The following is a 15,505-nucleotide window of genomic DNA, read 5'->3' on the forward strand; positions in this document are numbered from 1 at the left end:
GATGAGCTTACATGGGTAAGTGATTCGGGTGAACGAGAACAGCCAACACCGCTGCGGTTTGAATGGCGACGGGTATAACTCTTTTTATCTTGAGGTAATGACGATGGGTGGTATTAGTATTTGGCAATTGTTGATCATCGCGGTGATCGTGGTGCTGTTGTTTGGTACCAATAAACTCCGGACTCTCGGTTCCGACCTCGGTGCATCAATCAAAGGCTTTAAAAAAGCGATTGGTGACGATACAACACCGCCTGCCAATACAACTGAAAAAGACAGCCATGATGCTGACTTTACGGCCAAGCCGATCACTGATAAGCAGCCGGAAGTGAAAGCTGAAGAGTCGAAGAATAAAGAGCAGGTATAAACCGTGTTTGACATTGGGTTTAGTGAACTGCTGCTGGTACTGATCATTGGTCTGGTGGTATTGGGTCCTGAACGCTTACCTGTGGCGGTTAAAACCGTTGCGGGTTGGATCCGTGCGTTACGCTCTCTGGCCGCCTCAGTGCAGAATGAGCTTTCGCAAGAATTGAAACTGCAGGAGTTGCAGGACAGTCTCAAGAAAGTAGAGAAGGCAGGCTTGCAGAATTTGACGCCGGAACTTAAAGCGTCGATGGAAGAATTGAAAGAGGCGGCAGAATCGCTTCAACGCTCTTACCACACTGATAACAATGAAGCACCGCATACCATTCATAACCCGCAGGCAGTCGATCCTGAGGCCATCCATGATGGTGTGAATTTAGCCGAAGGGGTCAAGGCCTCTTCGACAGCAACACCGGTGGAGGGAGTGACGTCAACAGAGACAGCCCCCTCAGCCGTTCCGTCGGAAGGCCCTGCAATGCAGGCCATTCAGCAGCCGGTGGCTGATACCCCCCCTGCCTCTCAACAACCTCGTGGCGAACGTTAAAACATGACCGTTGAAGATACTCAACCGTTGATCAGTCATTTGATCGAACTGCGTAAGCGATTGTTGAATTCGATCATCAGCGTTCTGGTGGTCTTTCTGGTGTTGGTGTTTTTTGCCAACGACATTTACCAGTTGGTGTCTGCACCCCTGATTAAGCAAATGCCTGCTGGGGCGAGTATGATTGCCACTGATGTGGCGTCACCGTTTTTTACCCCAATCAAGTTGACGATGATGGTTTCGGTTATTTTCGCCGCGCCAATCATTCTGTATCAGGTCTGGGCGTTTATAGCCCCCGCCTTGTATCAGCATGAACGTCGTATGATGATGCCGTTATTGGTATCCAGCAGCTTGTTATTTTATTTGGGAATGGCATTCGCCTATTTTATCGTCTTCCCGCTGGCGTTTGGCTTCTTTGCCAAGACCGCTCCCGCTGGCGTTTTGATTGCCACCGATATCAGTAATTACCTTAGTTTTGTCATGGCGCTGTTTATGGCCTTTGGCATCGCCTTTGAAGTGCCGGTCGCGATTATTCTGCTGTGTTGGAGTGGCGTGACCACACCTGAAGACCTGAGAAAAAAACGGCCGTATGTGCTGGTCGGTGCTTTCGTCGTTGGTATGCTATTGACGCCACCGGATGTGTTTTCGCAAACCTTGCTGGCTATCCCAATGTATCTGCTATTTGAGGTTGGTGTGTTCTGTGCCCGCTTTTATGTCGGGAAACGGCGTAACCCCGCAGAAGAAGATGAAGGCGAAGAACCGCCAGCAGCCTGATATCTGAGCCGCCCTGATGGGCGGTTTTGCTTTGGAAAAATCATGTTTGATATTGGTGTTAATCTTACCAGTTCACAATTTGCCAAAGATGCTCCACAGGTGGTTGAAGATGCCCGCAGTGCGGGGGTTACCGGTATGCTGATTACCGGGACCAATGCACCGCAAAGTGCTAAAGCCAGCCTGATGGCGCAGCTATACCCTGGCTATTGTTGGTCTACTGCTGGTGTGCATCCCCATGATGCCAGTACATGGAACCCTGAGGTGGCACGGCAAATTTGCCAACTGGCCGAGCAGCCTGAAGTTGTGGCAATAGGCGAGTGTGGGCTGGATTTTAATCGCAACTTTTCTACCCCGGCGCAACAGGAAGCGGCATTCAGTGCCCAGTTAGCATTGGCGGCCGAGCTCAACTTACCGGTATTCCTGCATTGCCGTGAGGCACACGCACGTTTTGTTGCGTTGCTGGAGCCTTGGTTAGATAAACTGCCTGCCGCAGTGGTGCACTGCTTTACTGGTAGCGCCGAAGAATTGCGCAGCTGTTTAGCGTTGGGTCTGTCGATAGGCATTACGGGGTGGGTCTGTGATGAGCGTCGAGGGCTTGAATTGCGTGCCTTGTTGCCGCTTATTCCCGCTGAATGTTTGTTACTGGAAACAGATGCACCTTATTTACTGCCGCGGGATCTAAAGCCTAAACCCGCATCCCGCCGCAACGAACCGGGTTTTTTACCCCATATTGTTCAGCAGGTTGCTGCTTGGCGTGGTGAGGATCCAACGTGGTTAGGCAAGAAAACGGATGAGAACGCCCGCCGAGTATTCCGGCTGGGCTAAGTGAGGAGAAAAGTATGAGTTATGCATTTCCGGGTGCCTTTCCTGGTCGCCGTATGCGCCGTATGCGCCGTTATGATTTCAGCCGCCGCCTGATGGCAGAAAATCAGTTAACGGTTAATGATCTGATTTACCCGGTATTCGTGATGGAAGGGACCAATCGCCAAGAGGCGGTTGCCTCAATGCCAGGTGTTTCACGCATGACTATCGATCTCTTGCTCAAAGAAGCGGAAGCCTTGGTTAAACTGGGGGTGCCGGTACTCTCCTTGTTCCCAGTGATTGAACCGAGCTTGAAGTCACTGCAGGCAGAGGAAGCCTATAACCCGCAAGGTCTGGTACAGCGCACAGTGCGAGCATTGAAAGAGGCTGTTCCTGAGTTGGGCATACTGACCGATGTTGCCCTCGATCCCTATACCACTCATGGGCAGGATGGGGTGATCGACGAACATGGCTATGTGATCAACGATATCAGTAAAGACATTCTAGTACGCCAGGCACTCTCGCATGCGGAGGCAGGCGCAGAGATTGTTGCCCCGAGCGATATGATGGATGGCCGCATTGGGGCTATTCGTGACCAACTGGAATTACAAGGTTTGGTGAATACCCAGATTATGGCCTATTCAGCCAAATATGCTTCATGCTATTACGGCCCCTTCCGTGATGCGCTGGGCTCGAGTGGTAACCTCAAGGGCGGTAATAAAAAGACTTATCAGATGGACCCGGCTAACAGTGACGAAGCGCTACAGGAAATTGCTCAGGATCTGCAAGAAGGCGCAGACATGGTGATGGTAAAACCTGGAATGCCTTATCTTGATGTGGTTCATCGGGTAAAAGAGACCTTCGGAGTACCGACCTTTGCCTATCAGGTTTCTGGTGAATACGCGATGCATATGGCCGCGATCCAGAATGGTTGGCTACAGGAGCAACCGGCGATCATGGAGTCGCTGTTGTGCTTCAAGCGGGCAGGTGCCGATGGCGTACTCACTTATTTTGCTAAACGTGTCGCACAATGGTTGCATGACGATGCGATGCGTCGTTAATCGTTAACGTTAAGCAGGGAATATCTCGGCCGTCATTCATCCGCTACCGGGTGGATGGCGCCGGTGAGATTTTCTTGCTTGAAGGCGTTAGTGTTTTTGAAACGTTATAGCTTTTGAAACGTTATAATTTTTGAAATTGCCGGTTATCAATACTCTGGTTAATTTGCTTATTGACCAGATTCAGTAGCAGCATGGAGCGCGCCTCACCATCGGGTTCACTATAAATGGCGTATAGGCCCTCAAACATACCATTGGTAATCACCACTGCGTCGCCTGGCTGTGGTGTCTGCGGGTCAATAAAGTGTTCGCCGCTATATGCCTGTAGTTCCTCGACCACTTGCACGGGTATCTGAACGGGTAAGGCACCAAAACGCACAAAATGGCTTACGCCACGGGTGGCGCTGATGGTGGTGGTGTGAATGATTTCCGGATCGAACTCCACAAACAGATAATTGGGAAATAACGGTTCGCTGACAACAGTACGTTTGCCGCGAATAATTTTCTCCAACTTGATAATCGGGCTAAAGCAGCCAACGAGTTGTCGTACCAGATGTTCCTGCGCCCGTAACAATTGGCCGCGTTTACAATAAAGTAAATACCAAGATTTCATAGTTTCACACGCCTTTCTGCCAACGGCTAAGCATACCAAAATCCACTCGGGATACCTAAATAACCTGAGGGTCGGATGAAAATTCAGATAACTCCTTATTTCACCTGATTTGTAGGTGAAAAAATAAGCGGATTTAAACAGGGCTCCCCGCCTTGTAGCATTTCTATTTGATATTATTGTTTTTTTATTTCATGACCGAAGTGCAATATCTACAGTATAGTCGTTGCTTGAATGACGGTGGGGATAGCGAGTTTATGGGGGAGTCAGCGGAAAGTCACATATTTGTTTGCTCAGTTCAGGTATAACACTAGGCTTTAAATTTGTGGTTGTCACCGTATGGCAAGCGTACCCGATGCCCAATGTGACGTTATTCGCGTTCTTGAATCGAGAGGGAATATGGAACTTTTTTTGCTGAGTAATGGCAAGCTTTCCGCTGAAGCGGAGTTGCTCGGTTATGCCAAAAACCAACTGTTAGCAATGATTGCTCGCCGTCATATCACTTCTGCGGTATTTATTCCTTATGCCATGGTCCGTGGTGACCAACATCAGCGTGCTCAAGAGTTGGCCAATACGCTGGGTATCAAAGTGGATAACATTAATCACGCTGAGTCACCGGCAGAGGCGATAGCCCAGGCTGAATGTATTCTGGTTAGTGGGGGAAATACCTGGATACTCAACCAGATGCTGCATGAAAATGGTTTGATTGTGCCAATCCAACGAGCGGTGCGTGAACGCCATGTCCCTTATGTGGGTTGGAGTGCGGGTTGTAACGTGGCGACGCCGAGTATCCGTACCACCAACGATATGCCGGTGCGCAACAGTGTGGTTTTACCGGCGTTGGGGTTGTTCCCGGTACAGATTAACCCACACTATATTGATGCCCATATCAGCGGCCATTTGGGTGAGACGCGAGATGAGCGTCTGGCAGAGTTTTGTGCGATTAACCCCAGTGAGTCGGTGATAGCGCTGCGCGAAGGGAGCCTGTTACAGGTTTGTGGTAACGATTTGCATTATTTCAGTGCCAGAGAGCAGGGTTTCAAAGTCTTCCGTCACGGGGTAGAAACGCAGGAATATGCCGATACCTCGGCCTTGCGATCGTTGGTGCCATTCACTTGCTACTAACATGTTGACTTTTGTTTAACAAAATTGCAGCAGTAACTGAGAAGAGGCCTTATAATGCCTCTCTCACAGGTCATGATAAAGTTCAGCATGAAATACCGAGATTTACGCGACTTCCTCTCATTGCTGGAAAAGAGAGGGGAGCTAAAACGCATTAGCCAGCCGATTGATCCCTATCTGGAAATGACAGAAATTGCTGACCGCACGTTGCGTGCGGGCGGCCCGGCATTGTTGTTTGAAAATCCGAAGGGTTACGACATGCCAGTATTGTGCAATCTATTTGGTACGCCAAAGCGGGTTGCGATGGGGATGGGACAGGAAGACGTCAGCGCACTGCGTGAAGTGGGCCAGTTATTGGCGTTTCTCAAAGAGCCAGAACCACCTAAAGGTTTCCGTGACTTCTACGAGAAAGTGCCGAAATACAAGCAAGTGTTGAATATGCCCACCAAGGTACTGGGTTCTGCCCCGTGCCAGGAGCAGGTTTGGCAGGGTGAAGAAGTTGATCTTGCCCGTATTCCTGTGATGCATTGTTGGCCGGAAGACGTCGCACCTTTGGTCACCTGGGGGCTGACGGTAACGCGTGGGCCGCACAAAGAGCGCCAGAATCTGGGCATCTATCGTCAGCAGGTACTAGGCAAGAATAAGCTGATTATGCGCTGGCTCTCCCACCGTGGTGGTGCACTGGATTATCAGGAGTGGTGCCAAGCGCACCCGGGGGAGCGTTTCCCCGTTGCGGTTGCTCTGGGGGCTGACCCCGCCACGATTCTTGGGGCGGTGACACCGGTGCCAGATAATCTGTCTGAATATGCGTTCGCTGGTTTACTGCGCGGTAATCGGACGGAAGTGGTCAAATGCCTTTCTAATGATCTCGAAGTCCCGGCCAGTGCGGAAATTGTGCTGGAAGGTTATATCGAGCCCGGGGAAATGGCGGCAGAAGGCCCTTATGGTGACCATACTGGTTACTATAACGAAGTCGATCACTTCCCGGTATTGACCGTGACTCATATAACCCAGCGGCGTAATGCTATTTATCATTCAACTTATACCGGCCGCCCACCGGATGAGCCCGCAGTGATGGGTGTCGCCTTGAATGAAGTGTTTGTGCCGATACTGCAAAAACAGTTTCCGGAGATTGTTGATTTTTACCTGCCGCCGGAAGGTTGTTCCTATCGCTTGGCGGTGGTGACCATCAAAAAACAGTACGCCGGGCATGCTAAACGCGTCATGATGGGAGTATGGTCGTTCCTGCGTCAGTTTATGTACACCAAGTTTGTTATTGTATGTGACGATGACGTAAATGCTCGTGATTGGAATGATGTGATTTGGGCGATCACCACGAGGATGGATCCTGCAAGAGATACGGTATTGCTAGAGAATACACCGATCGATTATCTGGATTTTGCCTCGCCGGTTTCCGGTCTGGGGTCGAAGATGGGCCTGGATGCCACCAATAAATGGCCGGGAGAAACTCAGCGTGAGTGGGGCCGTCCGATTCAGATGGATGAGAAAGTGCGTGCGCGCATTGATGAAATCTGGGATGAGCTTGCCATATTCAGTGACAACGAACCGACGCTTTAGCATTAGGCTCTGTTCGCTGTCTGGTATTGATGACCCACAGAGGGAACTCATGACAATATTGAACTGCAAAGTGACCTCCGTCGAGGCCATTACTGATACCGTGTACCGGGTACGTTTAGTACCAGAAACCCCGTTTTCGTTCAAAGCCGGGCAATACTTGATGGTTGTGATGGACGAGCGTGACAAACGTCCGTTCTCTGTGGCCTCTACTCCGCAGCAACAAGAGTACATTGAGCTGCACATTGGTGCTTCAGAGCTTAATTTGTATGCGATGGCGGTCATGGACCGGGTGCTGAAAGAGCAAGCGATTACGGTTGATATTCCCCATGGTGATGCCTGGTTGCGTGAAGAGAGTCAACGCCCGTTGGTGCTGATTGCTGGTGGCACCGGATTCTCTTACGTGCGCTCCATTCTACTGACCGCCCTTGAACAGCAACCTGACCGTGATATCTCCATTTATTGGGGAGGGCGTGAGCTGAAGCATCTTTATGATCTGAGTGAGTTGGAAGCGCTCTCACAACAGTACCCGAACCTGAAGGTGATTCCGGTGGTCGAGCAGTCAGATGCTGGCTGGCATGGTCGCAGTGGTACCGTATTAAGTGCTGTCATGCAGGATTTCGGTTCATTGGCGGAGCATGACATCTATATCGCAGGTCGTTTTGAGATGGCGAAAATCGCCCGTGAGCTTTTTTGCGCTGAACGTGGTGCATTGGAAGCGCATATGTATGGTGATGCTTTTTCGTTTATCTAATATACCCGGCACCATTCAAACTGCAGGGTTGTTGGCTGCTTTCACTCACCCCAGTCACTTACTTGAGTAAGCTCCTGGGGACTCACTCAGTTGCCGCCTACCTGCAACTTGAATGAACTTGGGTATATACCCGGCACCATTCAAACTGCAGGCTGAAAAATCCCCGCTGACTAGCGGGGAAGGTAAGCAAACCGTCAAGATGCCCGCTTGGGGCTCCTCTCAGACGCGTTCAAATATCGTGGTAATGCCCTGACCTAGACCAATACACATCGTGGCCAGCCCGAACTGTGCATCACATCGTTCCATATTGTTCAGCAAGGTGGTCGAGATGCGAGCCCCAGAACAGCCTAATGGATGGCCAAGTGCAATGGCACCGCCGTTCAGGTTAACCTTGTCGTCTAGGCATTCCAGCAGCCCCAGATCTTTAATACAGGGCAGTGACTGGGCAGCAAAAGCTTCATTCAATTCAAATAGATCAATATCCTGAACATTCAGCCCCGCGCGTTTTAATGCCAGCTTACTGGCGGGGACCGGGCCATAACCCATCATTGACGGATCGCAGCCAACGACCGCCATTGAGCGGATACGTGCACGGGCTTTCAAACCGAGCATTTTAGCGCGCGACTCACTCATGACAAGCATGGCTGACGCCCCATCAGACAGGGCTGAAGAGCTCCCCGCCGTTACCGTACCGTTTACTGGATCGAACACAGTGGGGAGCGCGGCTAGATTGGCAACCGTGGTTTCCGGGCGGATAACTTCATCATAGTCATAAGCTATCATGACACCGTTAGCATCGTGGCCGAGGGTGGGCACAATTTCATGTTTAAAATAGCCTGATTGCGTTGCGGCATAAGCCCGTTGGTGGGAGCGAGCGGCAAATTGATCCTGCATCTCTCGGCTGATGTGGTGCATTTTGGCTAATAGTTCTGCGGTTAGGCCCATCATTCCGGCGGCTTTTGCTACGTTGCGGCTTAAATTTGGGTTGAAATCCACACCATGGTTCATGGGGACATGGCCCATATGCTCTACACCGCCAATCAGACTGATATGCGCGTCACCGACCATGATCATGCGAGCTGCGTCATGTAAAGCTTGCATGGAGGAACCGCATAAACGGTTCACCGTCACAGCCGGGACACTATGCGGGATCTCCGCTAACAGCGAGGCGTTACGGGCGATATTAAAGCCCTGTTCCAACGTTTGTTGTACACAGCCCCAGTAAATATCATCAATTTCAGCGGCGTTAACCGCAGGATTACGGCTCAACAGGGCACGCATCAGGTGAGCAGAAAGCGCTTCAGCACGGACCTGACGGAAAGCGCCCCCTTTTGAGCGGCCCATTGGGGTCCGCACTGCATCAATAATGACTACATTTTCCATCGTTATGACCTTATGCCGGTTGGCCAGTGGAAAAGTCAGACAGCGCCGCTGTCACCACCGGGTAGTAGCTTTCGTTACGTTCTGCTTTGGTGAGCAGACCGGCTGGAACCTGGTACTGAGGCCCCAGATAAGCGTAATGCTGTGCCATTTTGACATAATTAGCGGTACCGATCGTATCCAGATAGCGGAATGCACCACCATGAAACGGAGGGAACCCAATGCCATAAACCAGTGCCATATCTGCCTCAGCCGGGCTGGCGACGATACCTTCCTCCAGGCAACGAACCACTTCGTTAATCATGGGGATCATCATCCGAGCGATGATCTCGTCACTGCTGAAGTCCTGAGCGGATTGGCTGGTTGCAGCCAACAGCGTATCGGTTTGCTGGTCGTACTCTTTACGTGGTGCTCCTTTGCTGTCCTGGCTGTAACGGTAGAAGCCCAACTGGTTTTTTTGACCGTAACGTTGGTGATCAAACATAACGTCGATGGCATCACGGTAATTCTTGCTCATACGCTCAGGGAAACCGCTGGCCATGACGGCCTGCGCATGGTGGGCGGTATCAATGCCGACAACGTCTAACAGGTAAGCCGGGCCCATTGGCCAGCCAAACTGTTTTTCCATCACGTTGTCGATCTGGCGGAAATTCCCCCCATCGCGCAGTAGCAGGCTAAAACCGGAAAAATAGGGGAACAACACGCGGTTAACGAAGAACCCTGGGCAATCGTTGACCACTATCGGTGTTTTGCCCATGCGGATGGCGTAAGCGACAACGGCGGCAATCGTGTGGTCACTGCTCTGTTCACCACGAATAATTTCTACCAAAGGCATGCGAGGCACGGGATTAAAAAAGTGCATACCGCAGAAATTCTGTGGCCGCTGCAATGATTTTGCCAACTGACTAATCGGGATGGTTGAGGTGTTAGAAGCCAGAATAGTCTCTTCACCAACCAACGCTTCTACTTCTGACAGCACGGCGGCTTTCACTTTCGGGTTTTCGACTACAGCTTCAACAATCAGTTGTGCACGTTCAATACCGGCGTAATCAAGACGGGGCTGAATGGTTGATAACACTTGCGCCATCTTCAGACCATCCAATTTGCCACGAGCCAGTTGCTTGTTCAGGAGCTTGGCGGCTTCACTCATGCCAAGCGCCAAGGATTTGTCATTGATGTCTTTCATTATGACCGGCACACCTTTCAGTGCCGATTGATAGGCGATTCCGCCCCCCATAATCCCGGCCCCTAATACCGCCGCTTGCTGTGGTGCTTCAATGTTTTTCGCCAGTTTCTTGGCTTTGCCTTTGACGAACTGCTCATTGAGGAAAATGCCCACTAAAGCACGGGCTTCGCTAGAGCCGGCTAAAGGCACAAAGCTGGCGGTTTCCAATTCTAGTGCTTCATCACGGCCCAGCTTGGCGGCGGCTTCAATCGTTTTTACGGCCACCATGGGGGCTGGGTAATGCGTCCCCGCATGCTGCAACACCAGCCCTTTGGCTGTGGTGAAGCTCATTGCTGCTTCGGTCGCATTAAGTTTTAGCGGTTCCAGTTTCGGTTGGCGGCGAGCACGCCAGTCAAGCTGACCATTAATCGCCAGTTGTAGCATTTTTAGCGCCGCTTCAGGCAATCTCTCGTTAGCGACCACCGCATCGATCAGACCGACTTTAAGGGCTTCTTGAGCATCAATATCTTTGCCGGCGGTAATGATTTCCAGTGCGCTGTCATTGCCTAACAGACGAGGTAAACGCACGGAACCGCCAAATCCCGGCATAATACCCAGCTTGGTTTCCGGCAGACCGATACGCACATCTGGCGAAGCGATACGAAAATCTGTCGCCAGAACACATTCACAGCCGCCCCCCAAGGCGTAGCCGTTAATGGCAGCGATAGTCGGTACCGGCAAGTCTTCCAGGCGATTAAAGATGGCATTGGCAAACCGCAGCCACTGATGAAGTTGTTCAGCTGGAGCCGCAAACAGTGAGAGAAATTCGTTGATATCAGCCCCAACAATAAAGGCGGCTTTGGAGGAGCGCAGCAGTAGCCCTTTCAGCTCGGTCTGTTGTTCCAGCACATCAAGTGCAGCCCCGAGACTGGCCACCGTGCCGGTATCGAGCTTGTTGACCAAGCCTGGCGCGTTGAATACTAACTCGGCAATGCCGTTGTCGAGCCACTGTACTTGCAATGTTTCGCCTTGGTAGAGCATGTCTTTCTCCTGAGTCTGCAGGTGTTATCTGGTACGACCAGATAATAAGAAGTGTGGTTTTTATGTTAAAAATATGCAAATTACAGAGTGGATATTTGCAAACCTGATCACAGGAAAAATGTATAATTTACTGATATATGGTGTTTTTTATGGTTGTGCAAGCAATGCCATTGGAAATTGTGTTGGTTTCGGAGCGGTTTTCATTGCCTTATGTCACGGGGTGATGGTGGTTTGGTGAACATACCATAGGCACAAGGTGATGGGGTTGGCGCACAGGATCAGTATGTTAAGATGCTCTCTTCCGTTCTGAGGGGATAAAGGTATTGCGATGGAAACACTGGCTGCTTTGTATAACGACCACCTGGTAGCACTGCAAAAACGGGCTTGTGAGGTATTAGCACGTAACAAGCTGGATGCGTTGCTGATTCATTCCGGGGAACTACAACGGGTATTTCTGGATGACCAATACTATCCGTTTAAAGTGAACGCCCACTTTAAAGCCTGGGTGCCAGTGACTTCCGTACCGAATTGTTGGTTATGGGTTGATGGTGTTAACAAACCCAAGCTTTGGTTTTATTCCCCAGTGGATTATTGGCATAGCGTTGAGCCATTACCGAACAGTTTCTGGACCCAATCCGTTGAATTACTGCCGCTGGTTAAGGCGGATGACATCGGCAGCCAACTGCCACCACAGCGCGGGCGTGTAGGCTATATCGGTTATGCACCACAGCGCGCACTTTCCCTGGGTATTGCCGAGGAAAATATCAATCCACAAGCAGTGTTGAATTACCTTGATTTTCATCGTTCGTGCAAAACGGCTTATGAGTTGGCCTGTATGCGTGAAGCGCAGAAGATGGCGGTCATAGGCCATCGTGCGGCTTATGAGGCATTTCAATCTGGTCTGAGTGAGTTTGATATAAATCAGGCTTATCTGACGGCAACAGGGCACCGTGATACCGACGTACCCTACGATAATATAGTGGCTCTCAATGAGCATGCCGCCGTGTTGCATTACACCAAACTGGAGCAACAGCCCCCTGCCGAGTTACGCAGCTTTTTGATTGATGCGGGTGCTGAATATAACGGCTATGCTGCCGATCTGACTCGTACTTATGCTGGGCAGAGTGATAATGCTTTCGCCAGATTGGTGAAAGACCTTAATAGTGAACAATTGGCTTTAATTGATACTATGAAAGCCGGGGTACGCTATACCGACTATCATCTGCAGATGCATCAGCGAATTGCCAAACTACTGAAAAACCATAAGCTGGTGAATGGTCTTAGTGAAGAGGCCATGGTAGAGCAAGAGATTACCAGCCCGTTCCTGCCACATGGCTTAGGCCATCCGCTTGGGTTGCAGGTACATGATGTGGCGGGATTTATGCAAGATGAGGAGGGCACTCAACTCGCAGCACCGGCTAAACATCCTTTCTTGCGTTGTACGCGCGTATTACAGCCAGGTATGGTGTTGACTATCGAACCCGGGTTGTACTTTATTGAATCACTGTTGGCACCATGGCGTAACGGTGCATTTAGCAAACATTTTGCTTGGGATCGTATTGATGCCCTGAAACCTTTTGGTGGCATTCGTATTGAGGACAATATTGTGATTCATGACAAGTGTATCGAGAATATGACACGAGACCTTCATCTGTCTTGATGGAACCTTACTTGATCCCCGATGCGGCTATCAGCGTCAGTGAAGAGATAAAAAAGAGCCGCTTTATCACCTTGCTGGCACCAACTTGTGGGGTAGATGCAGCGAAAGCTTTCATCCAGCAGGTTCGTGCAGAACACCCCACCGCCCGGCATCACTGCTGGGCTTTTGTTGCTGGTGCCCCCAATGATTCGCAGCAATTGGGTTTTTCGGATGATGGCGAACCTTCTGGTACGGCGGGTAAACCTATCCTGGCTCAATTGATGGGGAGCGGTATTGGTGAAATTACCGCCGTCGTCGTGCGCTACTACGGTGGGGTTAAATTAGGTACGGGTGGCTTGGTGAGAGCTTATGGCAGTGGAGTACAACAGGCACTAAAACAACTGGTTGTCAGCTACAAGATCCCACAGATTGCCTATACTTTGCAGTGCGATTATGCCCAGTTGGCATTGGTTGAAAATCTTATTCAGCACAGTGAAGGACACATTATTCATGGGGAATATGGTGTTGCTGTTGTGCTACACATAACATTACCAGCCACAGTCACTGAGATATTCGGGAATAAATTGCGTGATCTTAGCCGCGGAAGTTTGCACTTAATCCCTATCTCGCAATAGTTACCGTCAACTAAATGGTTAAGGATCGTGCTGGAATGCATTTTCGCTCTATAACCCGTATCGTGGGACTCTTGGTTATTCTGTTTTCCGGAACGATGTTTATTCCGGGCTTGGTGTCATTGATATACCGAGATGGTGCAGGACGTGCTTTCAGCCAGACCTTTGTGGTTGCAGTGACGATTGGCTTGGTTCTCTGGTGGCCAAATCGTAAACAGAAACACGAACTCAAGCAGCGTGAAGGTTTTTTGATAGTGGTGTTGTTCTGGACCGTGCTAGGTAGCGTTGGAGCATTGCCATTTCTATTTTCTGAATATCCCAATTTAACGTTGACTGATGCGTTTTTTGAATCCTTCTCTGGTTTAACCACCACGGGAGCGACAACGTTGGTTGGCTTGGATTCCTTGCCTAAGGCGATTCTGTTTTATCGCCAAATGCTGCAGTGGCTGGGGGGGATGGGGATTATTGTACTGGCTGTAGCCATACTGCCTATTCTGGGGGTTGGTGGTATGCAACTATATCGTGCTGAAATGCCGGGCCCACTGAAAGACAACAAGATGCGGCCGCGGATTGCTGAAACCGCTAAAACCTTATGGCTGATCTATCTATTACTGACCGTTGTTTGTGCCCTTGCCTTGTGGGCGGCGGGCATGTCAGCGTTTGATGCCATCGGCCATAGCTTTTCGACGATTGCAATTGGTGGTTTCTCTACCCACGATGCCAGTATTGGCTACTTCGCCAGCCCAACCATTAATACCATTATAGGTATCTTCCTATTAATATCTGGCTGCAACTTCGGCCTGCATTTTGCGCTGTTAACTGGACGTAGCTTGAAAATCTATTGGCGAGATTTGGAGTTCCGCATGTATATTGCGGTGCAGTTCACGCTGATTTTTCTGTGCATTGTTATATTGTGGTGGCATGGCGTCTATAAAACCGGCATGGAAACTATTAATCAGGCATTCTTTCAAGTGGTTTCCATGGCAGGTACCGCAGGCTTCACCACCGATAGCTTTTCACAATGGCCGCTGTTTTTGCCAATATTGCTATTGTGTGCCTCATTTATTGGGGGTTGTGCGGGGTCAACGGGGGGCGGGCTCAAAGTGATCCGCATCTTATTGTTATATCTACAAGGCTCGCGCGAACTGAAGCGGCTAGTGCATCCGAATGCCGTGTATACCATCAAGTTAGGTAACCGTGCGTTGCCGGAACGTATCCTCGAAGCAATATGGGGGTTCTTTTCGGCCTATGCGCTGGTGTTTATCGTTAGCATGTTGGCTATTATTGCAACGGGGGTGGATGAGTTCTCAGCTTTTGCTGCTGTTACTGCTACCCTTAACAACCTAGGGCCTGGACTGGGTGTCGTTGCTGACAATTTTACCACTATGCCGCCAGCCTCAAAGTGGATTTTGATTTTGAATATGTTGTTTGGCCGCTTAGAGGTTTTTACGTTGCTGGTTCTTTTCACACCGACATTTTGGCGTGACTAACATTATTCAAAGGGGATCGCCATGAAGGCACTGATTCTTTATTCGAGCCGTGATGGACAAACACAAGCGATTGCTTTCTATATTGCTAACAAACTGCAGGACACGCTGAATTGTGACGTTATCTCGCTGCAACAGGCCGACGATATTGATTTGACGCAGTACCAACAGATATTGATCGGTGCTTCGGTGCGTTATGGGCGTTTCCATCCGGCACTGAAAAAGTTTGTTAAGCGCAATGCAACGCAGTTGAACCACATACCCAGTGCATTCTTTGCTACTAATCTGACAGCACGTAAGCCAGAGAAACGGTCACCACAAACGAATGCCTATACCCGCAAGTTTTTGCTTTCCTCACCGTGGCAACCTAAGCAGTGCGCGGTGTTTGCCGGTGCTTTGCGTTATCCGCGTTACCGCTGGTTAGATCGAGTGATGATTCGTCTTATTATGAAAATCACGGGTGGGGAAACGGATACTAGTAAAGAAGTAGAATATACCGACTGGCAGCAAGTTGATCGTTTTACCCAGGAATTCAGCCATATTCAGCATGAAAAGTGATAGAAAGC

15 protein-coding genes are annotated in these 15,505 nt (G+C 50.1%); 12 read left to right on the plus strand and 3 right to left on the minus strand.

What is annotated here, in order from left to right; all coding sequences use genetic code 11:
- Window positions 1-103 precede the first annotated feature (103 nt).
- Genes tatA through hemB form a run of 5 tightly spaced genes read left to right on the plus strand, consistent with a single transcriptional unit; the run spans window position 104 to window position 3,537 of the window.
- Window positions 104-364: a Sec-independent protein translocase subunit TatA gene (gene tatA, locus AC2A06_RS13960; RefSeq protein ID WP_473198053.1), complete on the plus strand. Its 261-nt coding sequence runs from the start codon at window positions 104-106 to the stop codon at window positions 362-364.
- Window positions 365-367: 3 nt separating this feature from the next.
- Window positions 368-904, plus strand: coding sequence for a Sec-independent protein translocase protein TatB (tatB, locus tag AC2A06_RS13965; RefSeq protein ID WP_484380684.1), 537 nt, complete (start codon window positions 368-370; stop codon window positions 902-904).
- 3 nt (window positions 905-907) lie between these two features.
- Window positions 908-1,675: a Sec-independent protein translocase subunit TatC gene (tatC, locus tag AC2A06_RS13970; RefSeq protein ID WP_484380685.1), complete on the plus strand. Its 768-nt coding sequence runs from the start codon at window positions 908-910 to the stop codon at window positions 1,673-1,675.
- 42 nt (window positions 1,676-1,717) lie between these two features.
- Complete coding sequence (gene tatD, locus AC2A06_RS13975; protein ID WP_484380686.1) at window positions 1,718-2,500, plus strand: 3'-5' ssDNA/RNA exonuclease TatD; 783 nt, start codon at window positions 1,718-1,720, stop codon at window positions 2,498-2,500.
- Window positions 2,501-2,514: 14 nt separating this feature from the next.
- Window positions 2,515-3,537 carry a porphobilinogen synthase gene (gene hemB / locus AC2A06_RS13980; protein ID WP_473196216.1) on the plus strand — a complete coding sequence of 341 codons (1,023 nt, stop codon included), beginning with the start codon at window positions 2,515-2,517 and terminating at the stop codon, window positions 3,535-3,537.
- A 121-nt stretch (window positions 3,538-3,658) separates the two neighbouring features.
- On the opposite strand, the gene rfaH is transcribed toward hemB, so the two are convergent.
- Window positions 3,659-4,147, minus strand: coding sequence for a transcription/translation regulatory transformer protein RfaH (gene rfaH, locus AC2A06_RS13985; RefSeq protein ID WP_023490759.1), 489 nt, complete (start codon window positions 4,145-4,147; stop codon window positions 3,659-3,661).
- A gap of 396 nt (window positions 4,148-4,543) precedes the next feature.
- On the opposite strand from rfaH, the gene pepE reads away from it, so the two are divergent.
- Genes pepE through fre form a run of 3 tightly spaced genes read left to right on the plus strand, consistent with a single transcriptional unit; the run spans window position 4,544 to window position 7,595 of the window.
- Window positions 4,544-5,269 carry a dipeptidase PepE gene (gene pepE, locus AC2A06_RS13990; protein WP_473196215.1) on the plus strand — a complete coding sequence of 242 codons (726 nt, stop codon included), beginning with the start codon at window positions 4,544-4,546 and terminating at the stop codon, window positions 5,267-5,269.
- A gap of 54 nt (window positions 5,270-5,323) precedes the next feature.
- Window positions 5,324-6,844: a 4-hydroxy-3-polyprenylbenzoate decarboxylase gene (gene ubiD, locus AC2A06_RS13995; RefSeq protein WP_484380687.1), complete on the plus strand. Its 1,521-nt coding sequence runs from the start codon at window positions 5,324-5,326 to the stop codon at window positions 6,842-6,844.
- A gap of 49 nt (window positions 6,845-6,893) precedes the next feature.
- Window positions 6,894-7,595 (plus strand): NAD(P)H-flavin reductase, encoded by a 702-nt coding sequence (gene fre, locus AC2A06_RS14000; protein ID WP_484380688.1) that lies wholly within the window; start codon window positions 6,894-6,896, stop codon window positions 7,593-7,595.
- A gap of 219 nt (window positions 7,596-7,814) precedes the next feature.
- On the opposite strand, the gene fadA is transcribed toward fre, so the two are convergent.
- Window positions 7,815-8,978, minus strand: a complete 1,164-nt coding sequence (fadA, locus tag AC2A06_RS14005; RefSeq protein WP_484380689.1) for an acetyl-CoA C-acyltransferase FadA — start codon at window positions 8,976-8,978, stop codon at window positions 7,815-7,817.
- A 10-nt stretch (window positions 8,979-8,988) separates the two neighbouring features.
- Complete coding sequence (gene fadB / locus AC2A06_RS14010; RefSeq protein ID WP_484380690.1) at window positions 8,989-11,181, minus strand: fatty acid oxidation complex subunit alpha FadB; 2,193 nt, start codon at window positions 11,179-11,181, stop codon at window positions 8,989-8,991.
- Window positions 11,182-11,509: 328 nt separating this feature from the next.
- On the opposite strand from fadB, the gene pepQ reads away from it, so the two are divergent.
- From pepQ to hemG, 4 genes are read left to right on the plus strand one after another with little or no spacing between them, the layout of a single operon-like run.
- Window positions 11,510-12,841 carry a Xaa-Pro dipeptidase gene (gene pepQ, locus AC2A06_RS14015; RefSeq protein WP_484380691.1) on the plus strand — a complete coding sequence of 444 codons (1,332 nt, stop codon included), beginning with the start codon at window positions 11,510-11,512 and terminating at the stop codon, window positions 12,839-12,841.
- Window positions 12,841-13,455, plus strand: coding sequence for an IMPACT family protein (locus AC2A06_RS14020; protein ID WP_484380692.1), 615 nt, complete (start codon window positions 12,841-12,843; stop codon window positions 13,453-13,455). The genes pepQ and AC2A06_RS14020 overlap by 1 nt, the downstream gene beginning before the upstream one ends.
- A gap of 35 nt (window positions 13,456-13,490) precedes the next feature.
- Window positions 13,491-14,942 carry a Trk system potassium transporter TrkH gene (trkH, locus tag AC2A06_RS14025; protein WP_023491993.1) on the plus strand — a complete coding sequence of 484 codons (1,452 nt, stop codon included), beginning with the start codon at window positions 13,491-13,493 and terminating at the stop codon, window positions 14,940-14,942.
- 21 nt (window positions 14,943-14,963) lie between these two features.
- The gene (gene hemG / locus AC2A06_RS14030) at window positions 14,964-15,497 is read left to right on the plus strand and encodes a menaquinone-dependent protoporphyrinogen IX dehydrogenase (RefSeq protein WP_023491992.1); all 534 of its coding nucleotides are present in this window, start codon (window positions 14,964-14,966) and stop codon (window positions 15,495-15,497) included.
- The last annotated feature ends 8 nt before the right edge of the window (window positions 15,498-15,505 follow it).

It is taken from the genome of Serratia sp. HNCC26DJ244, from assembly GCF_057180565.1.